Source organism: Bifidobacterium pseudolongum subsp. globosum (assembly GCF_000741295.1).
Taxonomy (GTDB): domain Bacteria; phylum Actinomycetota; class Actinomycetes; order Actinomycetales; family Bifidobacteriaceae; genus Bifidobacterium; species Bifidobacterium globosum.
This window is the reverse complement of the sequence record NZ_JGZG01000005.1, coordinates 444,758-470,094: the sequence shown is the minus strand read 5'-3', so window position 1 is coordinate 470,094 and position 25,337 is coordinate 444,758. Positions and strand designations below refer to the sequence as shown.

18 protein-coding genes are annotated in these 25,337 nt (G+C 65.0%); 16 read left to right on the top strand and 2 right to left on the bottom strand.

The genetic code is table 11. The features are described from left to right. Nucleotides 1–102: 102 nt before the first annotated feature. Nucleotides 103–924, top strand: coding sequence for a trimeric intracellular cation channel family protein (locus tag BPSG_RS04265; protein ID WP_080699170.1), 822 nt, complete (start codon nucleotides 103–105; stop codon nucleotides 922–924). A gap of 99 nt (nucleotides 925–1,023) precedes the next feature. Here the strand turns inward: BPSG_RS04265 and rpsT are convergent, their stop codons facing one another. Then, nucleotides 1,024–1,284, bottom strand: coding sequence for a 30S ribosomal protein S20 (gene rpsT, locus BPSG_RS04260; RefSeq protein ID WP_026643121.1), 261 nt, complete (start codon nucleotides 1,282–1,284; stop codon nucleotides 1,024–1,026). 153 nt (nucleotides 1,285–1,437) lie between these two features. Here rpsT and lepA point away from each other — a divergent pair, with 153 nt between their 5' ends. The 5 genes from lepA to BPSG_RS04235 all read left to right on the top strand — a co-directional run bounded on the left by lepA (nucleotide 1,438) and on the right by BPSG_RS04235 (nucleotide 11,430). Beyond that, a complete protein-coding gene (lepA, locus tag BPSG_RS04255; RefSeq protein WP_026643120.1) occupies nucleotides 1,438–3,318 on the top strand; it encodes a translation elongation factor 4 in 1,881 nt (626 codons plus the stop codon). A 37-nt stretch (nucleotides 3,319–3,355) separates the two neighbouring features. Beyond that, the gene (gene hemW / locus BPSG_RS04250; protein WP_026643119.1) at nucleotides 3,356–4,525 is read left to right on the top strand and encodes a radical SAM family heme chaperone HemW; all 1,170 of its coding nucleotides are present in this window, start codon (nucleotides 3,356–3,358) and stop codon (nucleotides 4,523–4,525) included. Between the two features lie 302 nt (nucleotides 4,526–4,827). Beyond that, entirely contained in the window at nucleotides 4,828–9,348 is a 4,521-nt protein-coding gene (gene gltB, locus BPSG_RS04245) for a glutamate synthase large subunit (RefSeq protein ID WP_051591924.1), read from the top strand. A 1-nt stretch (nucleotide 9,349) separates the two neighbouring features. Further along, nucleotides 9,350–10,885 (top strand): glutamate synthase subunit beta, encoded by a 1,536-nt coding sequence (locus BPSG_RS04240; RefSeq protein ID WP_026643117.1) that lies wholly within the window; start codon nucleotides 9,350–9,352, stop codon nucleotides 10,883–10,885. A gap of 86 nt (nucleotides 10,886–10,971) precedes the next feature. Then, nucleotides 10,972–11,430, top strand: a complete 459-nt coding sequence (locus BPSG_RS04235) for a tripartite tricarboxylate transporter TctB family protein (RefSeq protein WP_026643116.1) — start codon at nucleotides 10,972–10,974, stop codon at nucleotides 11,428–11,430. 112 nt (nucleotides 11,431–11,542) lie between these two features. Here the strand turns inward: BPSG_RS04235 and BPSG_RS04230 are convergent, their stop codons facing one another. Further along, nucleotides 11,543–12,031, bottom strand: a complete 489-nt coding sequence (locus BPSG_RS04230; RefSeq protein ID WP_026643115.1) for a peroxiredoxin — start codon at nucleotides 12,029–12,031, stop codon at nucleotides 11,543–11,545. An 81-nt stretch (nucleotides 12,032–12,112) separates the two neighbouring features. Here BPSG_RS04230 and BPSG_RS04225 point away from each other — a divergent pair, with 81 nt between their 5' ends. The 10 genes from BPSG_RS04225 to pyrF all read left to right on the top strand — a co-directional run bounded on the left by BPSG_RS04225 (nucleotide 12,113) and on the right by pyrF (nucleotide 25,297). Continuing rightward, on the top strand, nucleotides 12,113–12,979 hold the full coding sequence (locus BPSG_RS04225; RefSeq protein WP_026643114.1) for an ABC transporter ATP-binding protein: 867 nt from the start codon (nucleotides 12,113–12,115) through the stop codon (nucleotides 12,977–12,979). A 96-nt stretch (nucleotides 12,980–13,075) separates the two neighbouring features. Beyond that, nucleotides 13,076–14,161 carry a tRNA (adenine-N1)-methyltransferase gene (locus tag BPSG_RS04220; protein WP_026643113.1) on the top strand — a complete coding sequence of 362 codons (1,086 nt, stop codon included), beginning with the start codon at nucleotides 13,076–13,078 and terminating at the stop codon, nucleotides 14,159–14,161. Nucleotides 14,162–14,208: 47 nt separating this feature from the next. Next, on the top strand, nucleotides 14,209–14,766 hold the full coding sequence (locus BPSG_RS04215; RefSeq protein WP_026643112.1) for a SixA phosphatase family protein: 558 nt from the start codon (nucleotides 14,209–14,211) through the stop codon (nucleotides 14,764–14,766). A gap of 171 nt (nucleotides 14,767–14,937) precedes the next feature. Then, the gene (gene metE / locus BPSG_RS04210) at nucleotides 14,938–17,238 is read left to right on the top strand and encodes a 5-methyltetrahydropteroyltriglutamate--homocysteine S-methyltransferase (protein ID WP_026643111.1); all 2,301 of its coding nucleotides are present in this window, start codon (nucleotides 14,938–14,940) and stop codon (nucleotides 17,236–17,238) included. 101 nt (nucleotides 17,239–17,339) lie between these two features. Continuing rightward, a complete protein-coding gene (gene metF / locus BPSG_RS04205) occupies nucleotides 17,340–18,200 on the top strand; it encodes a methylenetetrahydrofolate reductase [NAD(P)H] (RefSeq protein ID WP_257467799.1) in 861 nt (286 codons plus the stop codon). 45 nt (nucleotides 18,201–18,245) lie between these two features. Continuing rightward, a complete protein-coding gene (locus BPSG_RS04200) occupies nucleotides 18,246–21,362 on the top strand; it encodes a bifunctional [glutamine synthetase] adenylyltransferase/[glutamine synthetase]-adenylyl-L-tyrosine phosphorylase (RefSeq protein WP_026643109.1) in 3,117 nt (1,038 codons plus the stop codon). Nucleotides 21,363–21,505: 143 nt separating this feature from the next. Then, nucleotides 21,506–22,468: an aspartate carbamoyltransferase gene (gene pyrB, locus BPSG_RS04195; RefSeq protein WP_026643108.1), complete on the top strand. Its 963-nt coding sequence runs from the start codon at nucleotides 21,506–21,508 to the stop codon at nucleotides 22,466–22,468. After that, a complete protein-coding gene (locus tag BPSG_RS04190; protein WP_026643106.1) occupies nucleotides 22,468–22,890 on the top strand; it encodes an aspartate carbamoyltransferase regulatory subunit in 423 nt (140 codons plus the stop codon). The genes pyrB and BPSG_RS04190 overlap by 1 nt, the downstream gene beginning before the upstream one ends. Beyond that, nucleotides 22,890–24,293, top strand: coding sequence for a dihydroorotase (locus BPSG_RS04185; RefSeq protein ID WP_026643105.1), 1,404 nt, complete (start codon nucleotides 22,890–22,892; stop codon nucleotides 24,291–24,293). Before BPSG_RS04190 ends, BPSG_RS04185 begins: the two co-directional genes overlap by 1 nt. Nucleotides 24,294–24,343: 50 nt before the next feature. After that, nucleotides 24,344–25,297 carry an orotidine-5'-phosphate decarboxylase gene (gene pyrF, locus BPSG_RS04180; RefSeq protein ID WP_026643104.1) on the top strand — a complete coding sequence of 318 codons (954 nt, stop codon included), beginning with the start codon at nucleotides 24,344–24,346 and terminating at the stop codon, nucleotides 25,295–25,297. Nucleotides 25,298–25,337 lie beyond the last annotated feature (40 nt).

The following is a 25,337-nucleotide window of genomic DNA, read 5'->3' as shown; positions in this document are numbered from 1 at the left end:
AGGCAGCCAGTGTCGAACGCGCCAGTCCATCGTACGGGGGTACGATGGACTGGCGCGTTCGACACTGACCGGCGGCTGGCCGGCATGCGGAGAGGAGCCGGTATGGAAGTCGCATTGCAAAGCTCGCCGTTCTTCCAGGGGGTCGAATACCTCGCCATCTTCTGTTGCGGCCTCGTCGGCGGCCTCGCCGCGATCCGCAAGCAATACGACGTGTTCGCGATCGTCATCACCGCGTGGCTCACCGCATTGGGCGGCGGCATCATCCGCGACATCTTGCTGGGGGCCGTGCCGCCGGTCGGCATCTCCGACAAGGTGTCGGTGCTCACCGCGCTCATCGCCGGCTGCGTCGTCACGGTCATCCATGTGGAAGTGGGCAGGCTGCACCGCACGATGCTCATCCTCGACGCGCTCGCACTCGGCCTGTTCGCCGTCAACGGCACAAGCAAGGCGTTGATGTACAACACGTCGGGCCTCACCGCCGTGTTCCTCGGCACGTTCACCGCCATGGGCGGCGGCCTGATCCGCGACATCCTGCTCAACGAGGTGCCCGTCGTGATCCGCGACCGGCATTGGTACATCATGCCCGCCGTCATCGGCAGCATGCTCACCGTGGTCGTGTGGCGCTGGCGGGCCCACGCCACGATCTCGATGCGCATGGAGATCGCGCTGGACGTGGGCATTGTGGTGCTGGTGCTGGCGCTGCGCCTGTGCTCGGTCAAATTCAACTGGCAGCTGCCCGGCGCGGTCGAGCGTTCGCAGGCGCATCTGCCTCACCGGATCGTGCTCAAACGCCATGTGCACCATCACGACGGGCCCGATACGATTCAGCACGCGCAGGTGCCGTCCACGACCATGGACGCTGCGGACGAACCCGCGCCGCCGGCCGACCCCAACGGGGGAGCGGACCGTGAGCGGCCCGCATGACCACTGTCGGCGGGCCTGAAGCGCCGCGCCACCGCCCGCACATATGGAAACACCCCGCCACCAGAGGGGTGCGGGGTGTGTAAGGCGTGGCGCCTTCGATCACATGGCGTTGATCTTCAGGGCAAGACCGGACTTACGGTTCGCAGCCTGGTTCTTGTGGATGACGCCCTTGCTCGCGGCCTTGTCCAGCTTGCGGGCGGCGATCTGGTAGGCGGCTTCGGCCGCGGCCTTGTCGCCGGCCTCGATGGCTTCGCGGGTGTGACGGATGGCGGTCTTGAGCGCGGACTTCACCGCGACGTTGCGCTTGTGCGCCTTTTCGTTGGTACGAACGCGCTTCTTCTGCGACTTGATGTTTGCCACTGTGTTTTCTCCAAACGACGTGTTCTATAAGGACATACAGCAGAACAGGATAACATGCGGCACGGATATTGCGCACACGTGTGCGGGGCGGATGCGTTTGCCGTGCGCGTCGGTTAGAATCATGGACGAACTTGATACATACAGGAGGATGGCGTGAGCCAGCATCATAACCAGCCCGGTTTTACCGATCAGTCGTTGATCCGCAATTTCTGCATCATCGCGCACATCGACCACGGCAAGTCCACCGTGGCCGACCGCATCCTGCAGTTGAGCGGCATCGTGCCGGAACGCGAGATGCGCGACCGCTTCCTCGACCGCATGGACATCGAACAGGAACGCGGCATCACCATCAAATCGCAGGCCGTGCGCGTGCCGTGGACCTTCGACGGCGTGGAATACACGCTCGGCATGATCGACACCCCCGGCCACGTGGACTTCACGTACGAGGTGTCGCGCGCGCTCGCCGCGTGCGAGGGCGCGGTGCTGCTCGTGGACGCCACGCAGGGCATCGAGGCGCAGACGCTGAGCAACCTGTACATGGCGATCGACCATGACCTGACGATCATCCCCGTGCTCAACAAGATTGACCTGCCAAGCGCTGAGCCGGACAAGCATGCCGAGGAGATCGCCGGCCTGATCGGCTGCGACCCGGCCGACGTGCTGCGCGTGTCCGGCAAGACCGGCGAAGGCGTGCGCGAACTGCTCGACCGCATCGTCGTCGAGGTTCCGGCGCCCACCGGCGACGCCCAAGGCGACGCGCGCGCCCTGATCTTCGACTCCGTCTACGACTCGTACCGCGGCATCGTCACCTATATCCGCATGGTCGACGGCGAACTGCGCTCGCGGGAGAAACTGCACATGATGGGCGTGGGCACCACGTACGACCCCATCGAGATCGGCGTGATCAGCCCAGACATGATGCCCACGCGCGCGCTCGGCGCGGGTGAGGTCGGCTATGTGATCACCGGCGCGAAGGACGTGAGCCAATCCAAGGTGGGCGACACGATCACCTCGGCCGCGCACCCGGCCACCGAACCGCTGCCCGGCTACCGCGACCCGCAGCCGATGGTGTACGCCGGCCTGTTCCCGATCGACAACGCGCAGTTCCCCGAACTGCGTGAGGCGCTCGACAAGCTCAAACTCAACGACGCCGCCCTGATCTACGAACCGGAGACCTCGGTCGCGCTGGGCTTCGGCTTCCGCTGCGGCTTCCTCGGGCTGCTGCACATGGAGATCGTCTCCGAACGCCTCCGCCGCGAATTCGGGCTCGACCTGATCTCTACCGCGCCGAACGTGCCCTACGAAGTGACCGCCGAAGACGGCACCGTGCACCGGGTGACGAATCCGAGCGAATTCCCCGACGGCAAGATCAAACGCATTGTCGAACCGATGGTCGCGGCCGACATCATCACCCCCAAGGAGTTCATCGGCGCCGTCATGGACCTGTGCCAGGACCACCGCGGCATCATGGGCACGATGGAATACATCTCCACTGACCGCGTCGAGATGCACTACCGCATCCCGCTCGCCGAGATCGTGTTCGACTTCTTCGACCAGCTCAAAAGCCGCACCAAGGGCTATGCGTCGCTCGACTACCATGAGGACGGCGAACAGGCCGCCGACCTCGTCAAGGTCGACATCCTCATCCAAGGCGACAAGGTCGACGCGTTCTCCGCGATCGTGCACCGCGACAAGGCATACAGCTACGGTGTGATGATGACGAAGAAGTTGCGCGAACTCATTCCGCGCCAACAGTTCGAGATCCCGATCCAGGCGGCGATCGGCTCGCGCATCATCGCCCGCGAGAACATCCGCGCCCTGCGCAAGGATGTGCTCGCCAAATGCTACGGCGGCGACATCACCCGCAAACGCAAGCTGCTCGAAAAGCAGAAGGCCGGCAAGAAGCGCATGAAGATGCTGGGCCATGTGGAGGTGCCGCAGGAGGCGTTCGTGGCGGCGCTCGCCACCGGCGACTCCGCCAACGACCGCGACACGAAAGACAAGATCCGCGCCGCCCAGAAGAGCGAGGGCTGAGGCCACGGTGGGCGCCGATTTCGAAGTCTACGTGCATGTGCCGTTCTGCCTGCGGCGTTGCGGCTACTGCGATTTCAACACTTACACCGCATCCGACCTGGGTGCGGGCGCGTCGCGCGCCAACTACGCGCGCATGGCCGCCCGCGAGATGGAACTGGTGTATGACTGGCAGTGCGCGTACGGCATCGCCGAACCCGCCGCCTCGACCGTGTTCTTCGGCGGCGGCACGCCGACCGTGCTGTCGCCGGACGACCTGGTCTTCCTCGTGGAGCGCATCCGCACGTTGTGGGGCATCGCGCCGGGTGCGGAGATCACGACCGAAGCGAACCCCGACACCGTGGACGAAACGGCCATCGACCGGCTCGCCGCAGGCGGGTTCACGCGCATCTCGTTCGGCATGCAATCCGCGGTGCCGCACGTGTTGCGCACCTTGGACCGCACCCACACGCCCGCGCATGTGACGCGCGGTGTTCGGGCCGCACAGGCCGCCGGGCTTGACGCGAGCGTCGACCTTATCTATGGAGCGCCGGGGGAGAGCCTCGACGACTGGCGCACGAGCGTGCGCTCGGCGCTCGACCTGGGCGTGCTCCACCTGTCCGCCTACGCGCTCACCGTGGAACCCACGACGGCCATGGGCCGGCGCATCGCCGCCGGCACGCTGCCCAAACCAGACGATGACGACGAAGCGGCGAAATACGAGATCGTCGATGCCATGGCGCAAGCGGTCGGGCTCGAGTGGTACGAGATCTCCAACTGGGCCGCCCCCGGGCACGAAAGCAGGCACAATCTGGGCTATTGGCGCAATGTGGACTGGGCGGGCATCGGCCCCGGCGCACACAGCCACTACCGGCTGCCCGCCGGCGGCGACGATGGCGGGGGAGGGCGCGCCGTACGCGCATGGGACACGCTGCACCCACGGCGCTGGGGGCAGCAGATCAACGAAGGGCAGGTGCCGTTCGCCGACCACGAGTCGATCGACCCGCAGGCAGACCTCGAAGAGACCATCATGCTCGGCCTGCGTCTGCGCGAAGGCCTTGACCTGCAGGCCGTGCAAGCGCGCACCGGCACCGACCTCGCACCAGTCGTCCATGCACTGACCGGCGACGGGCTCGTCACTTGCACGCAGGGGCGGATCACCCCTACACTGCGCGGCCGCCTGCTCAACGACACCGTGATCCAACGCGTGTTCAGCGCCGTGCTGCACTGACCGATACGCCGGCACATGGCCATCGGCGGCATTGTTCTCACTATGTGAATCACTTTTCCCGTTCATGGGCGTTCGACATACAACCGAAATATTCGGCCCCCTAGAATGCTCAAGGCAAGGTTGGCCCCCATGCGTGCATGGCGGCCATTTCGGCTGCCGGACACCACAGCGTGGATGCATGCCGGTGGTTGGTGCCCTGTGTTGGCAACTTCAGTAGGGAACGGGCATTCCCTGTGCAGAGAGAGGTGATCGCGGTGACGTTTGGAACCCCGCTAGATTTGACGGTTCATCGCCCGGAAGGCATGTACGACCCCAGTTCCGAGCATGACGCCTGCGGTGTAGGCATGGTCACCACCCTCAATGGAAAGCCGGAACGCAAAATCGTTGACGACGCCATCGAGGTGCTGGTGAATCTCAACCACCGCGGTGCCGTCGGCGCCGAGGAGAACACCGGCGACGGCGCCGGCATCCTCATGGCCATGCCCGACGAGTTCATGCGCGCCACCATCGACGCCGACCTGCCCGAGGCAGGGCATTACGCGGCCGGCATCGCGTTCCTCGACCGTGACATTGCCGCGTCGGGCCGTCAGGAACAGGCCATCACCACCATCGCCAACGAAGAAGGGCTCGACGTGCTCGCCTGGCGCACCGTGCCCACCGACCCCAACGGGCTGGGCCTGCAGGCGCTCGCGAGCATGCCGGCGTTCAAGACGCTCGTGCTCGCCGATCCGAAAGGCGAGTTGGCCGGCATCGATCTGGACCGCCGTGTCTACCATGTGCGCAAGCGCGCCGAACATGAGGTCGGCGTGTATTTCGCCTCGCTGTCGAGCCGCACGATCACCTACAAGGGCATGCTCACCACGATGCAGCTCAAGCCGTTCTTCCCGGACCTGTCCGATGAGCGCATGAAGACGACCGTCGCCACCGTGCATTCGCGCTTCTCGACGAACACGTTCCCCTCGTGGCCGCTCGCCCAGCCGTTCCGCATGCTCGCCCACAACGGCGAAATCAACACGATCCAAGGCAACCGCAACTGGTTCACCGCCCGTCAGGGCCGCCTCAAGTCCGACCTGTTGGGCGACATGGACGAGCTGCTGCCGATCCTGACACCGGGATATTCGGATTCGGGCACGTTCGACGAAGTGCTGGAACTGCTCAATCTCGCCGGCCGTTCGCTGCCGCACGCCATTTTGATGATGGTGCCGCCGGCATGGGAGAAGAACACCGAGCTCGACCCCGATGTGCGCGCGTTCTATGAGTACAACAACACGCTCATCGAACCGTGGGACGGCCCCGCCGACCTCGTGTTCACCGATGGCGCGATCGTCGGCGCGCTGCTCGACCGCAACGGGTTCCGCCCGGGCCGTTGGCAGATCGACGACGAAGGCTATGTGGTGCTCGCCTCCGAGGCGGGCGTGCTGCCGCAGGTGGGCGACGAGCATATTGTCAGCAAGGGCCGCTTGGAGCCGGGCCGCATGTTCCTCATCGACATCGAGCAGGGGCGCATGGTGCCCGACGAGGAGATCAAGCACGATCTGGCCACGCAGCACCCGTACCGCGAGTGGGTCGAAGGCAACACGGTGAGCATGGCCGAACTGCCCGCCCGCGAACATGTGAGCCATTCGAACCAGTCGGTGCACCGCCGCCAGCGCGCATTCGGCTACACGCAGGAAGAACTCAAGATGGTGCTCCTGCCGATGGCGAACACCGGCAAGGAACCGTTGGGCTCAATGGGCAACGACACCCCGATGTCGGTGCTGTCCGGCCGCAGCCGCATGCTGTTCGACTACTTCACGCAGAAGTTCGCGCAGGTCACCAACCCGCCGCTCGACTGGGAGCGTGAGAAGATCGTCACCTCGGTGGAGTCCGCGATCGGCCCCGAGCCGAACCTGCTCGACGACTGCGCGCTGCACGCCAAGAAGATCCTCATTGAACAGCCGGTCATCACCTCGGACGAGATGGCGCAGCTCAAGCGCCTCGACCGCGCGGCGCAGCTCGACGGCTACTACCGCCCTTACACCGTCAAGGGCCTGTACCAGGTCACCGGTGGCGGCGACGCCCTGCGTGAGCGCCTCAATGAGATCTTCGCCGAGATCGACGCGGCCATCGAAGACGGCAAGAACTTCCTGATCCTGTCCGACCGCGATTCGAACCACATGATGGCGCCGATCCCGTCGCTCCTGCTCACCTCGGCCGTGCAGCACCACCTGCTGCGCCGCCAGACGCGCACGCAGATCTCGATGGTCGTCGAAGCCGGCGATGTGCGCGAGATCCACCACGTGGCATTGCTCATCGCCTACGGCGCGGCCGCCGTCAACCCGTACCTCGCGTTCGAATCCGTCGAGGACCTGGCCCGTGACGGCTTCCTGACGGTCGGCGAGGAGAAGGCCATCGCCAACCTGCGCAACGCGCTGTCGACCGGTGTGCTCAAGATCATGAGCAAGATGGGCGTCTCGACGATCATGAGCTATCGTGGCGCCCAGCTGTTCGAGGCCGTCGGCCTCGACGACGCGGTGATCGACGACTACTTCACCGGCACCGTCTCGCGTGTCGCGGGCTGTGGCCTTGACGATCTGGCGGAAGAGGTGGCGATCCGCCACCGTGTGGCCTATCCGAACCAGTGGACCGCCACGCCGCACCGCAACCTGCGCACCGGCGGCGACTACAAGTGGCGCCGCACCGGCGAGGAGCACCTCAACGACCCCGAGGCGATTTTCCTGCTGCAGCAGTCCACGCAGCGCGGCGACTACGCGATGTTCAAGCAGTACACACACCACATCGACGACACGTCGCACCGCCTCATGACGCTGCGCGGCCTGATGAAGTTCGATTCGCCGCGTGAACCGATCAGCATCGACGAGGTCGAACCGGCCACCGAGATCGTCAAGCGCTTCTCGACCGGCGCGATGAGCTACGGCTCCATCTCGAAGGAAGCGCATGAGACGCTCGCGATCGCGATGAACTCGATCGGCGCGCGCTCGAACTCCGGCGAGGGCGGCGAATCGACCGAACGCCTCAACGACCCGCTGCTGTGCAGCAAGATCAAGCAGATCGCCTCGGCGCGCTTCGGCGTGACGAGCGACTACCTGGTGCACGCCACGGACCTGCAGATCAAGCTCGCCCAAGGCGCCAAGCCCGGTGAGGGCGGCCATCTGCCCGGCGCGAAGGTGCCGCCGTGGATCGCCAAGGTGCGCCACGCCACGCCGGGCGTCGAGCTGATCTCGCCGCCGCCGCACCACGACATCTATTCGATCGAGGACCTCAAGCAGCTCATCAACGACGCGAAGATGTCAAACCCGAAGGCGCGCATCCACGTCAAGCTCGTCTCCGAGTTCGGCGTCGGCACAATCGCCGCGGGCGTGGCGAAGTGCCATGCCGACGTGGTGCTGATCTCCGGCTATGACGGCGGCACCGGCGCGGCACCGCTCAACGCGATCCGCCACGCGGGCACGCCGTGGGAGATCGGCCTGTCCGAAACCCAGCAGACGCTCGTGCTCAACGGCCTGCGTTCGCGCGTGACCGTGCAGTGCGACGGCGAGCTCAAGACGGGCCGCGACGTGGTGATCGCCGCGCTGCTGGGCGCCGAGGAGTTCGGATTCGCTACCACGGCCCTGATGGTCGAAGGCTGCGTGATGATGCGCGCATGCCAGAAGAACACGTGCCCGCAGGGCATCGCCACACAGGACCCGGAATTGCGCGCCCGCTACACCGGCAAACCGGAGCATGTGATCAACTTCATGATGTTCATCGCTGAAGAGGTGCGCGAGATCCTCGCCCAGCTCGGCTTCCGCACACTCGAGGAGGCCGTGGGCCACGTGGAGTGCCTCGACCAGAACGAGGCGGTGCGCCGCTGGAAGTCCGAAGGCATCGACCTGTCGAATGTGCTCATGCAGCCCGGCCCGGTGCCCGGCACGATCCTGCACAAGACGATCGAACAGAACCATGAACTCGACAAGGCACTCGACAACGAGCTCATCGCCCAGGCGCAGCCGGCCCTCGAGCATGGCGAGCGTGTGCAGATCGCGATGGACATCCGCAACGTGAACCGCACGCTCGGCACGATGCTCGGCTACGAGATCACCCGCCGCTACGGCGGTGAGGGCCTGCCGGACGACACGATCGACATGACGTTCACCGGCACCGGCGGCCAGTCGATCGGCGCGTTCATCCCGCGCGGCGAGACGATCCGCGTGGTGGGCGAAGTCAACGACTACGCGGGCAAGGGCCTGTCGGGCGGCCGCATCGTGATCAGCGCTCCCGCCGACGTGACCTATGACACGCATGCGAACGTGATCGCCGGCAACGTGCTGGGCTTCGGCGCCACGACCGGTGAGATGTTCGTGGCAGGACGCGCAGGCGAACGCTTCGGCGTGCGCAACGGGGGCGCCACGTTCGTCGTCGAAGGCGTGGGCGACCACGGCTGCGAATACATGACCGGCGGCACCGTCGTCATCCTCGGCCCCACAGGCCGCAACCTCGGCGCGGGTTTCTCCGGCGGCCATGTCTTCGTGCTCGACCTCGACATGGACAAGGTGAACCCCGAATCCGCGGCCGGCGCGCTGCGCTTCGGCCCGCTCGACGAGACAAGCGAACCGGTGGTGCGCGCCCTCGTCGAACGCCATGCCCAGGAGACCGGTTCGGGCTTCGCCCAGTCGCTGCTTGACGATTGGGACAACGCGAAGACCCGCTTCACCCACATGGTTCCCAAGCAGTTCGTGGCGATGACGCACGCCATGGAGGAGGCCAAGCGGGAACATATCGATTTCAATGAGCCTGGAGTCTGGGAGCAGACTTACGAGCACGTTATGGAAGGAGCGCGCTGACATGGGTGATCCACGTGGTTTTCTCAAGGTCCGCACACGTCACGAACTAGCCGAACGCCCCGTCGAGGAACGCATCAAGGATTGGCTGGACGTGCATGCCGAATCCGGCTTGCAAAGCTGGACACAGGAACAGGCGGCACGCTGCATGGATTGCGGCACGCCGTTCTGCATGTCGGGCTGCCCGTTGGGCAACCTCATTCCCGAATGGAACGACCTGGTGCGCCAGGGCCAGTGGCTCGAGGCATACAACCGCCTGTCGATGACGAACAACTTCCCCGAGGTCACCGGCCGCATCTGCCCGGCCCTGTGCGAATCGTCGTGCGTGCTGGGCATCCACCAGCCGCCCACGATGATTAAGCTCGACGAGGTCACCGCGATCGACCAGGCGTGGGAGCTCGACTATGTCAAGCCGTTGCCACCGGAGCGTCTCAGCGGCCAGACGGTCGCGGTCGTCGGATCGGGGCCGGCCGGTCTGGCGTGCGCCCAGCAGCTGACGCGTACCGGCCACACCGTTGTCGTGTTCGAACGTGATGACGAGATCGGCGGCCTGATGCGTTACGGCATTCCGAACTTCAAGCTCGACAAGGGGCTCATCGACCGCCGTGTGGAGCAGATGAAGGCCGAAGGCACCAGGTTCCGCACCAACACCGAGGTGGGCAAGGATATTTCGTGGGACGCGCTGCGCGCCAGCTATGACGCGGTCGTCGTGGCGATCGGCTCCACGGTGCCGCGCGACATGAACATCCCCGGCCGCCAGCTCGATGGCATCCATTTCGCCATGGAGTTCCTACCGGACGCCACGCGCCGCTTCTACGGCAAGCAGCCGGTGCACGACATCACCGCCGAAGGCAAGCATGTCGTGATCATCGGCGGCGGCGACACCGGTTCGGACTGCCTGGGCACGTCGATCCGCCAAGGCGCCAAGGACGTGACGGTGCTCCAGATCATGCCGCAGGAGCCCACGAGCCGCCCCGACAACCAGCCATGGCCCACGTTCGCGCGCCTGTACCAGAAGACCTCGTCGATGGAAGAGGGCGGCGAATACATCTACAACACCGATTCCGTGAGCTTTGAAGGCACGCCGGAGCAGGAGGCGCGCATCAGCGTCGAACACGGCACGCAGGCCGAAGGGTTCGTGGCCGACGCACAAGGCCATGTGACCGGCCTCAAGGTGGTGTCGGTGGCGCCGGGGGAGGATGGTCCGTTCACCCGACAGCCCGGGACGGAACGTGTGCTGCCCGCCGACCTCGTGCTCATTTCGGTCGGCTTCCTGCATCCGGACACCACGACGCTCGTGGACCAATTGCCGGTCGAACTCGACAACCGTGGCAATGTGGCGCGTGACGACGCCTACGCCACGTCGCAGGACGGCGTCTTTGCCTGTGGTGACGCCGGACGCGGCCAGAGCCTCGTGGTGTGGGCCATCGCGGAAGGCCGTTCGTGCGCCGCCGCCGTGGACCAGTACCTGATGGGCTCCACCGAACTGCCGTCACCGATCGTGGCTTCGGAACGCCCGATGGCTTTGCCGCGCCGCTGAACCGGGATGGCGCGCCTTGCGCATGCAGTACAGTAAAAACCGTGGCTGTGTGCATGCGCAGCAATCGAGGTATCAAGGAGGGAACAATGCCCAACCGAGCGGAACGCCGTTCCAAGAACAAGAACGGGGTGCCGGACCAGTACGACCAGACCCGTGGCCGTGGCCGCTCCGGCATGATCGACGAGTACGCGCTTCAGGAGAAGTCCAGGCGGCTCAAGGAAGGCAAGAGCGGCCCGTGGAAGCCGACGAGCAGTGAACTCGAGCACGCCGAGGAAGTGGCGATGGACACCGATCCAGACAATTTCGACCCGCCGCAGGTGCTGCGTGCACCCCATTCGGTGCGCCAATGGTTCCGTGTGGTGTCGTGGGTGCTCATCGTGGTTTCGGCGATCCTGTTCTTCGTCGTCATGTGGATCCCGAACCGCCCCATGTGGTCCATCATCACCATCGCCGCCGTCTTCGGTGCAGGCGTGGTGAGCCTGTTCTTCACGGCCGGAGACCCCAAGAACAACCCGAACCTGGACCAGAACGGCACCGCTGTCTGACCGGTCGGCCCCATAACCGACCGATGGCCGGCTCCTCTCAGCAGCGGGGGAGCCGGCCATCGTAGTTGGTCAGCCGTGGTGACGGGCGTGATGCACCGTCACCGGTGGCGCATCACTTGAGCGCTTCGAGCTTGGCGAGCACACGGTCGACGTGGCCCTTGTAGTCGACGTCGTATTCGGCGTCTTCGATTGTGCCGTCGCCATTGATGATGAAGGTGGAACGGATCGGCGTGTATGCGCGCTTGCCGTCCTTCTCCGACTCCTCAACGGTGCCGTAGAGCTTGTGGACCTCGTATTCGGGGTCGGACAGCAGCACGAAGTTGAGGTGTTCCTTCTCGCGGAACTCCTGCAGCGGGCGCACATCGTCACCCGACACGCCGATCACGGTGTAGCCGGCGGCCTCGATGCGGTTGAGATTGTCACGGAAGTCGCAGGCCTCGGTGGTGCAGTACGAGCTCATGGCCTGCGGGTAGAAATACAGCACAATGTTCTTGTGCTTGAAATCGGCGAGTGCATAGTGCTTGTACTCGTCGGATTCCAGTTCGAAGTTCGGTGCGGTGTCGCCTTTAGCCAGGCGAATGGGCTTAGTTGATTCACTCATGACCTCCACGTTAGCCCTCGTGCTCGTGCTACCGTGGAAGAATACGCGTTGGGAGAATACCATGGTGGATGGGAGCGGCATATGACAGTCGGGAACACGGCGGGCGTACAGGCTGCATTGCGGTTGCAGGGCGTGGAGTTGCGCCGCTACGGGCGCACGATCCTCACCGAGGTCGACCTCGAGGTGCCCCGGGGCGGCAAATGGGTGCTGTTCGGCCCCAACGGCATCGGCAAATCGAGCCTTGTGCAGATGATGGCCACGCGCGCGTTCCCCTCACGCGGCACGGTCGATGTGCTCGGCCGCAGGCTCGGCAAGACCAACGTGTTCTCATACCGCCATCTCATCGGATTGAGTTCCGCGGAACTCGCCCGCGCCTTCCCGCCCAGCGAGGATCCGCTCGACGCGGTCGTCACGTCGCTGACGGCCACAACCGGCCGCTGGCGTGACCAGTACACCGATGACGAGTATGCGCAGGCGCGTGCGCTCATGCGCCGGTTCGGCATCGACTATTTGGAAGGCAAGGCCATGCGCGCGCTTTCGGAAGGCGAACGCACGCGGGTCATGCTGTGCCGCGCGCTCATGGCCCGTTCCGAACTGTTGATTCTTGACGAGCCGACGACCGGGCTCGACTTGGGCGGCCGGGAGATCACACTGCGCGCGTTGGGGCAGATTGGGCGGGACGACCCCGAACGCACCGTCGTGCTCGTCACCCACCGTCTTGAGGAGATTCCACGTGGGTTCGACCATGTGGCGATCATGGGGCGTTTGAACGGCAGCGAAGCGGACGCACACGCCGCACAGGGCGACGGCGCCGACCCGGCGCCGGGCACGATCGTGTATGCGGGCGCCTTGGGCCAAGGGTTCACCGATGCGCGTCTGAGCGCGGTGTTCGGCCTTGACCTGCACGTACGCCACGACGACGGCCGGTGGAGTGCCGTGGCACGGTGAGGGGCGCCCCGCACCGTGGCGTGTGCCGCGGTCGTGTAAGCTGGGGCGGTGGTGTGCCGCCGCGCGCCAACCATCACAGAACGGTAAGGAGTCAGCATGCGTCGAGGGCCGTTGCAGGCAGGGGAGAAGGTGCAGTTCACCGACCGCAAGTCGAACAAGATCACCGACCAGTTGATGCCGGGCGGGTCGACCCAGACCTCGCATGGGCTGATTCTGCACGACGACGTGATCGGCTCTCTTGAGGGGAGCGTCGTCACAAGTGTGACCGCGAAACGTGAGGCGCAGATCAACGCGGAGCACCCTGAACGCGATGCGGGCAAACCGTGGAAGGGCACGCGGGCGATCGGCGGATGGCAATTCACGGTGATGCGCCCGCGGCTGGCGGACTACGTGCTGTCCATGCCGCGCGGCGCGCAGATCATGTACCCCAAGGACATCGCACAGGTCATCCAGCTCGGTGACATCCGCACCGGCATGCGCGTGCTGGAATCCGGCGCGGGGTCGGGCGCGATGAGTCTCAACCTGCTTGACGCGGTCGGCCCCGACGGGCAGGTGACGACGATCGAACTGCGCCCCGAATTCGCGCGCGTCGCCGAGGCGAACGCGACGCTGTACTATGGGGCGCGCCCGCAGTGGTGGACGTTGCTCGTCGGCGACTTCGATTCGCGGGCCGCCGGATTGCCGGAACACTGGTTCGACCGCATCGTGCTCGACATGCTCGACCCGTGGAACCGGCTTGACGCCGCATGGCGTGTGCTCGCGGCGGGCGGCGTGCTCACCGCATACGTGACGACGACGACGCAGATCTCCCGACTCGCCGAGGCGTTGCGCGCCTCGAACCAGTGGACCGAACCGCAGATCATGGAGACGCTCGAACGCAACTGGAAGGCGCAAGGACTCGCGATTCGCCCCGATCACCAGATGATCGGCCATACCGGGTTCCTTGTGGTGGCGCGGGCCATGGCGCCGGGCGTGGACGCGCTGCGCAAACAGGACCGCGCCACGAAAGACACGACGAGCGACATCGACGCCCTGAGCCCGCAGGAACGCGAACGCATGTGGGAGGACCTCGAACTGCGCGACATCTCCGACCGCAAACTGCGCAAGGTGCTGCGCGACCTGGACGCGCAGGTGCGCGCCGTGCAGGCGGATGATGCCACGGCGCCGGGCGATGCGGTATAGTGGCGTTCCAGTACGACCACCCAAGCGCAGCAAGGACGGGAACGCCAATGGCTTCGAACCTCAAGAGCATCGCCAAGCAGGCGAAGGACTACAAGTACATCCTGTTAGTGATGCGGCACGCGAAGACCGAACCGTTCAACGCGCACGGCGATTTTGAACGCTGCCTGCTCGACAAAGGGCTCAAGCAAGCCAAACGTGTGGCCAAGGGGCTCAAGGGCATGGGGCTCGTGCCCGACGCGATCGACTGTTCGAGCGCAGTGCGTGCCCGTCAGACGTGCGAACGCATGCTCAAGGTGTTCGGTGACGACCCCAAGGTGCATTATTCGAAGGCGTTGTACGCCGACGGCATGCAGGCGGTGTTCGACGCGCTCGCCAATACGAAGGACAAGCGGCATACCCTCATGGTGCTCGGCCATGAGCCCACCGTGTCGATGGCCTGCCAGTGGCTCGCCGGTAAACGCAGCGACCCGGGCATGCTCGACCTGTTGAACCTTGGTATGTCCACCGCGTGCGTGGCCGTGTTCGGCTCGGAGGCGCCGTTGCGCAAATGGGGTGTGCATGAGGCGGAGCTCATCGCGGTGCTCAGCCCCAAGGATTTCGACTGACCACCACAGGGTATAGGCTGGGCGGCCGAATACGAACGCCGTTATAAGCTCAGGTTATGGCGATATCTCAATAACCGCTATGGCCTCCTGCAAGATTTCGCATGTCCCACACCGGTTTGTTTGGTAGCGTAAAGCACGTTGCAGTTGAAACCACCCCCTGTTGGAGGCATCATGAGCGTATTGACGTCGATTTCCGGGTTCCCGCGCGTGGGCAGGAACCGTGAACTCAAGAAGATCATCGAAGCGTATTGGAAGGGCAACGCGACCCTCGACGACGTGCGTGGCGTGGGCCGTGAACTGCGCGCCGAGCATTGGAAGCTCGAACAGGCGGCCGGCATCGACCTGCTGCCGAGCAACGATTTCAGCCTCTACGACCAGATGCTCGACACGGCGATCCTGCTCAACGTGATCCCCGCACGGTACCGCCGCCTGTCGTTCAAGGAGCCGGAGGAGACGCTGTTCGCGATGGCGCGCGGCTACCAGGGGGAGCGCGGCGACGTGACCGCCCTGCCGATGAAGAAATGGTTCACCACGAACTACCATTACCTCGTGCCGGAGTTCGACGAGGCGACCGAAGTCAAGCTCAACGGCAGCAAGCCCTTCGACGAGTATGAGGAAGCGAAGGCGTTGGGCTATGAGACCAAGCCCGTGCTGATCGGCCCGTACACGTTCCTCAAGCTCGCCCGCAACAGCGAGGCGCAGGAACTGGACATCGACGAAGGCCTCATCGACGCGGTCGCCGGCGTCTACGCGCAGGTCGTGCGCCGGTTCGCCGATCTGGGCGCCCAGTGGCTGCAACTGGACGAACCGTATCTCGTCATGGACAAGAGCGACGCGGACGTGCGCCTGTTCAAGGCCCTGTACTCGCGCATCCTGCCGGCCCGCGAAGACCGTGTGAAGATCCTGCTCAACACATATTTCGGCAATATCGCCGACATCTACGAGACGGTGAAGCTGTTCGAATTCGACGGCGTGGGCCTCGACCTGGTGGAGGGACGCGACGAGAACCTCGCCGCGGTGCACCAGCATGGCGTCGCCGCACGCACCACGCTGTTCGCCGGCGTGGTCAACGGCCGCAACATCTGGCGCAACAACTACGCCACCAGCATCGGCCTGGTCGACGCCCTGCGCCAAACGACCGACCGTGTGGCCGTGGCCTCCGCCTGTTCGCTGCTGCATGTGCCGTTCAGCACGCAGGGTGAAGAGGCACTCGGCGAGGATGTGCTCAAGCATTTTGCGTTCGCCGCGGAGAAGCTCGACGAAGTACGCCAGATCGCCGACCTGGTGGAGCTCGACGACGACGCCAAGCGCGCGTCCAGTGCGCTCGCAGCCAACCAGCTGCTGTTCGACGGCAGCCGTGTGGCGCGCGACGAGGCCGTGGCCGCCCGTCTGGCCGCGTTGAGCGACGCCGACTTCACGCGTCTGCCGGCGCGCGCCGAACGCCAGCGCGCCCAGAAGGAGGCGCTCGGCCTGCCGGCGCTGCCCACCACGACGATCGGCTCGTTCCCGCAGACCAAGGAGGTGCGTGCGGAGCGTGCGCGCCTGCGTAAGGGGGAGATCAGCCAGGACGAGTACGACGCGTTCATCCGTGGCCGGATAGACGAGGCGATCCGCCAGCAGGAGCGGATCGGCTTGGACGTGCTCGTGCACGGCGAGTTCGAACGCAACGACATGGTGGAGTATTTCGGGCAGAACCTCAATGGGTTCCTGTTCACCAAGAACGCGTGGGTGCAGTCCTACGGCACCCGTTGCGTCAAACCGCCGATCGTGTGGGGCGACGTGTCGCGCGCCCAGCCGATCACCGTGGCGTGGAGCACGTACGCGCAGTCGCGTACCGACAAGCCGATGAAGGGCATGCTCACCGGCCCGGTGACAATCCTCAACTGGTCGTGGCCGCGTGAGGACATCTCCAATGAGGAGCAGACGCAGCAGCTCGCGCTGGCGATTCGTGACGAGGTGCTCGACCTGCAGAACGCGGGCATCACGATCATCCAGATCGATGAGGCCGCGCTGCGTGAGAAACTGCCGTTGCGTCGCTCCGACTGGCATGCGAAGTACCTCGACTGGGCGGTGCCGGCGTTCCGTCTGGTGCACTCCGCGGTGGAACCGACCACGCAGATCCACACGCACATGTGCTATTCGGAGTTCAACGACATCATCGAGGACATCGACGCGATGGACGCGGACGTGATCTCGTTCGAAGCCTCCCGCGGCGACCTCGTGGTGCTTGACGCGATCCATGACGCACAGTTCGAAACCGAAGCGGGCCCGGGCGTCTACGACATCCACAGCCCGCGCATCCCCTCCACCGACGAGATCGAGGAACGCATCGGTGAGATCCTCGACAAGATGGACGTGGACAAGGTGTGGATCAACCCCGACTGCGGTCTCAAGACCCGCGGCAACGCGGAAACCTGGCCGAGCCTCGAACACATGGTCGAAGCCGCGCGCCGTGTGCGCGCACGCCTGTGACCGCACCAGACCACATGACCCCAACTCGGGCCGTGGACGGGCGCATCTGACACGCCCGTCCACGGCCCGAGCCGCAAGACCCCCAGACCGCATGCCATATCATTCGTAAGAAGCGAGAGACGACGATGACCATTTTCTCGTTGGAGGTGTTCCCTCCCAAACGCACCGCGCCGGTAGGCACGATCTACGACACGCTCGACGGATTGACCGGGTTGAGCCCGCACTTCATCTCCGTGACCTACGGCACCGGCAAAAGCGCCGACCGCACCGCCACCGCGCGCATCGCCCACACCGTGCGCGCCGAATACGGCATCCCCGCCGTGGCGCACCTGACCGCCCAATACCTCACCGAAGACAGCGCCGAAGAGGCGCTCGCCATGTTCGACGAGGCGAAGGTGGCCGGCGTGCTCGCCCTGCGCGGCGACCGCAACCCGGACCGTGAACCGGCCGGCGTGTTCCACTACGCGAACGAACTGACCGCGTTCATCCGCGAACGCCGCCCCGACATGAAGATCTACGGCGCCTGTTACCCCGAAAAACACCCGCAGGCCGACACGTTGGACCACGACATCGACAACCTCAAACGCAAGGTCGACGCCGGTGCGACCCACCTCATCTCGCAACTGTTCTACGACAACAGCGACTTCCTGCGTTTCCTCGACAAAGCGCGCGCCGCGGGCATCACCGTACCGATCGAAGCGGGCATCATGCCACCGGTCAACGCACGCTCCGTACGCCACATGGCCGGCATGTGCTCCTCGAAGATCCCCGAACGGCTCGCCACATTGCTCGACCGTTGGCAGGACGACCCGAACACGTTGAAAACCGCCGGCATCCTCTACGCCTCCGAACAGATCAACGACCTGCTGGCCCGCGGTGTGGACGGCATCCACCTGTACACGATGAACCATCCGTGCGTCACCCGGCGCATCTGGGCGAACGTGCAGGACCTGTTCGCCTGAACCCGTAACCCGCCGCGTCACCAAACCCCTGTACATTGGAACGGTATGGAAGCCAACAGCACACACACCGTGAGCACCCGAGACATCATCCATGCGGGATTCCAGGAGATTGGGCGCGCCAAAGAACGCCTGAACGCCCTGGGCGAGCAGACGGGCGGCCGTGTGGACCCGCCGGCGTTGCTGGCACGCCTCGCGCACAGCATCGACCCCGACACCGCGCTCGCCAACCTCGCCGGCATCATCCAGGTGATGCCCGGCGAACCGCTCACGTCAATCCTGGACGACGGGCCCGCACTGCAACGGCTCATCGACGTGCTCGGCGCCTCCAATGCGCTCGGCGTGCTCATGCGCACCCGCCCGGACCTCGTCGCGGCGGCCACCGCCGACCCGGCCCGCACCGTGATGGTCACCGCCGCCGAACGCCGCACGCAACTACTCGACGCGGTCGGAGCGGACAGTGCAGGCACTGCGGGCAGTGACGGGCCAGCGCAGGAATCCTCCCTGCCCCTCGCGCAGGCGGCGAGCGCCCTGCGCCGCGCATACCGCGAACAACTCGCCGCGATCATGGCGCAGGACGTGGTGGCCGATGACCCCATCGACATCCAACCCACGATCAGCCGTGAACTGTCCGCCCTGACCGACGCCACCTTGGAGGCGGCGCTCGCGATCGCGCGCCATGAGGTGCAGGGCAGTAGCATGGTGCGCTTCGCGATCATCGGCATGGGCAAGCTTGGCGCGGGAGAACTCAACTATGTGTCGGACGTGGACCTGATTTACGTGGTGGAGCCGGCGCAAGATGATGTGGACAACACGGTGCTCACGCGCGTGGGCACCAAGATGGCCACCATGATGCAACGCGTCTGCCAGTCGGTGATCGCCGGTGTGGCCGAACCCGCCCTGTGGCAGATCGACGGCGCGTTGCGCCCCGAAGGCAAGGATGGCCCGCTCGTGCGCCGCTTGGAGTCGCATCGCGCCTATTATGAGCAGTGGGCGCAGAACTGGGAGTTCCAGGCGTTGCTCAAAGCGCGCGCCGTGGCCGGCGACGCCGCATTGGGCCAGGAGTACATGGATATGGCATCGTCGTTCGTGTGGACGGCGGCGAGCCGGGAGAATTTCGTGAACGACTGCCAGCGCATGCGTGAACGTGTGGAGAACCTCATCCCCGCCAATCTCAAGGACCGCGAGATCAAACTCGGCCGCGGTGGCTTGCGCGACGTGGAGTTCACCGTGCAGATGCTGCAGCTCGTGCACGGGCGCACCGATCCCGCATTGCGCACCCGCTCAACCCTGAACGCGTTGCAGGCATTGTCCGAAGGCGGGTATGTGTCACGCGTGCAGGCACGGCAGTTGAGTTGGGACTACCGGTTCGAACGCGTGCTCGAACACCGCCAGCAGATGTGGCAGCTCAAACGCACCCACCTGTTCCCCGACCTGGGCGCCGGCAACGACGGGGGACTCGAGAAGAAACGCACCCTCAACACCGACGAACTCAACCAGAACCCCGAACTGCACCGGCTGGCGCGCGCCGTGCACATGCACCCCGAGGAGCTCGTCGAACACTACGATGAGACACGCCAACAAGTGCGCCACCTGCACAACGACATCTATTACCGGCCCATGCTGCCGATCAGTGCGACCTCACCAGACGAATCGGTGGCGTTGAGCGAAGAGGCCACGCTCGAACGCTACGAGGCGATCGGGTTCGCCGACCCGCAGGCCGCGTTGCGCCATGTGCGCGCCCTGACCGACGGTGTGACACGCGCCGCGAAGATCAACCGCATCCTCCTGCCGGCGGTCCTGCGCTGGCTCGGGGAAGGGCAGAACCCCGACATGGGCCTGCTGTACTGGCGCACCCTCGAAGAGCACTTCGGCGGCGAACACGAATACCTCGGCTTCCTGCGCGACTCGCCGTCCGCTGCGCAACGCCTGTGCCACGTACTGTCCAATTCACGCTACCTAGGTGACGCACTCAACAAATCATTGGAATCTATCACATGGCTCGGCGACGACGCCCAACTGCACGCCCGCTCACGCGCCAGCCTCGACACCCAATGCACGGCGATCATCGACCGCCACTCCCACGCCGCCAAAGAAGCGGCCACCGCCTTGCGCGCCCTGCGCCGCCACGAGATCGAACGCATCGGACTGGGCTGGATGAGCGGCGTCGTCTGGGGCCCCGAAATGCTCAACGGCATGACCGACGTATATGACGCGATCCTCGACGCCGCGCTGCGCTGGTCCATCGCCGGCCAAATGCGTGAAGACAACGTGCAGGAGGCGCCCGCGGCCATCGCCATCATCGCGATGGGCCGCTACGGCGGGCGCGAAGTCAACTTCAGCTCCGACGCGGACGTCATCATCATCTACCGCCCCTCCGGCGGCGCCGACGACCAGAGTGCGAACCGGTTCGCCCGCAAAGTCCAGGAACAACTGCGCATGCTCGTGCAAGGCCCCATCAGCCTCGAACCGAAGATCGAACTCGACATGGACCTGCGCCCCGAAGGCAAGAACGGCCCACTCGTGCGCTCCTACGCGTCATGCGAGGAATACTACCGCTCATGGTCCAGCACATGGGAACGCCAAGCCCTGCTGCGCGCACGCGCCGCAGCCGGCGACATGGCGCTCGCCAACGACTTCCTGACACACATCGCCGACCCGCTGCGCTACCCGGACCGGGCCCTGACCGACGAGGAGATCGGGCAGATCCGCAAGCTCAAGGCGCGCATGGAAGCCGAACGCCTGCCGCGGGGCGTGCGCCGCGAACGGCACCTCAAACTCGGCAAAGGCGGGTTGAGCGACGTCGAATGGACCATCCAACTGCTGCAACTGCAACACGCGCACAACGACCCGGACCTGCGCGTCAACTCCACCACGGCGGCATTGGGCGAGCTCGTGGCCGATGGCGTGATCTGCGAAGAAGACGCAGATACCCTCGGCGAAGCATGGCAGATGTGCACCGACGCGCGCAACGGTAACTACCTGTGGAGCGGGCGCGCCAACCAGGCGGACATCCTGCCCACCGACGTGTATTCGCTCGGCGGCATCGCCGTCTACCTCGGCTACGACGCGAACCACGGCCAACGATTCGAAAACGACATCCTCGCCGTGATGCGCCGCGCCCGAGAAGTCACCGACCGCCTCTTCTACGGCATCGAACCATGAGCCGTTGGCCCCAGCATTCGGTCACCGATTCGCCACAGGGGTGGCATACGGTTATAGTTGGTGAGGTCAAACATGGCCACCTTGCCATACGAGCGAAAGGTGAACCGTTGGATATGCATTCGCACACGCCGGCTGAACAATCAATGGTGGGCATGAGCGTCATCACATTGGACGATCTGTCCGTAGCGAACATCACAACCCTGCTCAACAAAGCCAGATACATCGACACCCACCGGCGCGAAGTCGCCCACACATGCGACGGCCGGGTGCTCGCCACCCTCTTCTACGAACCCAGCACCCGCACCCGCCTGAGCTTCGAAACGGCAATGCTCAGGCTCGGCGGCCAGGTCATCGGCTTCGCCGGCGCGCAACTCGCCTCCGTCACCAAAGGCGAATCCATCAGCGACACCCTCAAAACCGTCTCCAACTACGTGGACGTCGTCGCCATCCGCCACCCCAAGGAAGGCGCTGCCCTTGTCGCCGCCGAAGCCGCTTCCGTGCCGGTCATCAACGCCGGCGACGGCGGCCACATGCACCCCACGCAGACCCTCGCCGACCTCGCCACCCTCCAATCACGCTTCGGCCGTGTCAACGACCTGACGATCGGCCTGTGCGGCGACCTCACCTTCGGACGCACCGTCCACTCCCTGATTGAAACCCTGTGCCGGTTCGGCAACGTGCGCTTCATCCTCATCTCACCCAAGGAACTGCGCACACCCCAATACGTGCTCAACCGCATCAACGCCACACCCAGCTGCTCCTACGAGGAAGTCAGTGACCTGACCTCCGTCATCGGCGACCTCGACGCCCTGTACATGACCCGCGTGCAGAAGGAACGCTTCTTCAACGAAGACGACTACCTGCGCCTGCGCGACACCTACATCCTCGATGAGGCGAAACTCGCGCTCGCCAAACCCGATATGGCGGTGCTGCACCCGTTGCCGCGCGTCAACGAGATCGCCAAGGACGTCGACAACGACCCGCGCGCCGCGTATTTCGAGCAGGTCAAGAACGGCATGCTCATGCGCATGGCGTTGGAAAGCTCCGTGCTGGGAGACACCCTGCCCGGTTTTGACGCGTTCGAGAACAAGGAGGTCGCGGCCTGATGGAAGTCACCAGCATTCAGGACGGCATCATCATCGACCATGTGCCGGCGGGCACGGCGCTCAAGGTGCTGGATTATCTGAGCATCAATCCGGCGTCCACGAAGCTCGCGCTCATCATGAACACCGATTCGCACCGGTACGGCACGAAAGACATCATCAAGATCGAGGACCCGGACACGGCGATCGACCTTGATGTGCTGGGGCTGGTGGCGCGATCGGCGACCGTGGATGTGATCCATGGCGGCCGGATCGTCGACAAGATGACCCCCACGCTGCCCGAACGCGTCGTCAACGTGATCACCTGCGTCAACCCGCGCTGTGTGACGACCACGGAGCCCGGCATCGATCAGGTATTCTACCTCGACCGCACGGATGGCGAGGCGTACCGTTGCCGTTACTGCGATGAGGAGGCCGAGTTCTGATGGCAGTCACCTTCACCAACATCCGTGTATGGGACACAGGCGAGCGCATCGACCTGATCGTGCCCGACGAAACCCGGGATGTGGCGCTGGATGCGTCCGCGCTCACCGTGGCGCCGGGCCTTGAGGACCCGCATGTGCATTTCCGCGACCCGGGCCAGACGTACAAGGAGTCGATGGTCTCCGGGTGTGCGGCCGCGGCATCCGGCGGCTACACGAACGTGCTCATCATGCCGAACACCGTGCCGGCGATGGACGGGCAGCGCGTGCATGAGGGTGAGCCGGGCGCCCAGGAGATCCTCGACGCAGGCTGCAGCAATGTCATCGACTACCTGCAGCACTATGAGCAGATCCACGATGTGACGCTGCCGGTGCGCTATGAGCTGTGTGTATGCGCGACGAAGGACCGTGCGGGCAAGGTGCCGAGCGATCCGGCGGACTGGGCGTGGTATATGCCCGACCATGACGGTGAGAAGGACGCCGCGCAGATCGCCCACCCGGTCACCGCGATGAGCGACGACGGGGCCGCCGTGCCTGCGCCAGTGTTGCGCGCCGTGTTCCAGAACGTCAAGGATACCGGATTGTATCTGATTGAACACTGCGAACACCATGATGTCGGCGCCGTCAACGAGGGTCCGGTGTCGCGGGTGCTTGGCGTGCCGGGCATCCCGGAAGACACCGAGCTGGCGATTGTGCAGCGCGACATCGATCTGGTGCGCGAAACCGGAGTGCACGTGCACTTCCAGCATGTGAGCACGGCGATCAGTTTCGACGCGATCCGCCGCGCGAAGGCGGAAGGCCTGCCGATCACCTGCGAGACCGCCCCGCACTATCTGGCGCTCAACGACGAGGCGCTTCTCACATACGGCACGCTCGCGAAGATGAACCCGCCGTTGAGGAGCGAACAGGATCGGCAGGCCACGATCGCGGCGATCGCCGACGGCACGGTGGACATGATCGCGACCGACCATGCGCCCCACACGCTCGACGAGAAACGTCTCGGGTTCCTTGAGGCGCCGAACGGCATCATCGGCCTCGAATGTGCATTCGGCGTATGCCACAGGATCCTCGTGGACGGCGGCTACATCAGCAATGAGCGGCTCATCGAATTGATGGCGCTCAACCCGGCGTCCCTGATGGGCCGGCATTCGACCGACATCGCAGGCCTGCTCAACACGAGTTCGACGTGCGCCACCACACGCACCCTCGACCTCGCCGCGACCGAGCACCCCGAATCCAATGACCTCGTCATCCTCGGATTGGACGACGAGTGGACCGTCACGGCGGACGAATTCCAATCCAACGCGCGCAACACGCCATTCGACGGCTGGCAGGTCACCGGACGGCCGTACGCGACGATCATCGGGTCACGGCTCGTGTTCACCCGCCTGGACGCGCTGGACTGACCCAAGATACAGCCGGCGCATAAGGCCGGCGATACGGACGAAGGAGCAGTATGGACCATCTCATTGAAGCCATCGAATCCAAACAGAACCCCAGCGTCGTGGGCCTCGACCCCACACCGGCGCTCGTGCCGGCGCAGGTCATGGGCGCCTACGCCGTCGAAGCCGGAGAATACGTCGAAGACGATGACGACAACCTCGCCGCGACCGGCGCGGCCGCCGCCTACTTCGAATTCAACCGCGCCATCATCGACGCCGTCGCCGACATCGTCCCCGCCGTCAAACCACAGATCGCGATGTATGAGGCGCTCGGGCCTGCGGGCATCGACTGCTATACGATGACCTGCCAGTATGCGCGTGAAAACGGCCTCTACGTGATCGGCGACATCAAACGCGGCGACATCGGGTCGACCGCCGCCGCCTACGCGAAGCACCTCACCGGCTTCAACGGATCGGACGTGTGGCATGAGGACGCCGTGACCGTCAACCCATATCTTGGTTCAAACGGCATCGAACCCTTCACCGCCGCCGCGCAGGAAGCGGACCGCGACCTGTTCATCCTCGTACGCACGTCCAACCCATCCAGCGCACAGATCCAGGAACTCGAACTCAACGGCGGCACGCGTGTCTATGAGCATGTGGCCGACCTCGTCGAGCAGTGGGGCGCGGACACGATCGGGCGTTTCGGTTACTCACGCACCGGCGCGGTCGTCGGCGCTACCCATCCTGAGGAAGGTGCTGCACTGCGCGCGCGCATGCCGCACACCTTCTTCCTCGTGCCCGGCTACGGCGCGCAAGGCGGCACCGCGCAATCGGTCGCCGGCATGTTCGACCGCGACGGCTCCGGCGCGATCGTCAACTCGTCGCGCGGCATCATCGGCGCATGGCGCAACGACCCGCGGTACAGCGAGAGCCTCGAACCGGAGACCGCGCTCGAGATCGTCGCCGACAACGCGCGCGCAGCGGCGGAGGACATGCGCGACCAGTTGCGCGTCGCACTGGCCTGACACACGGAAAGATGCGCAACCACCGATTATCAGCAGAGCA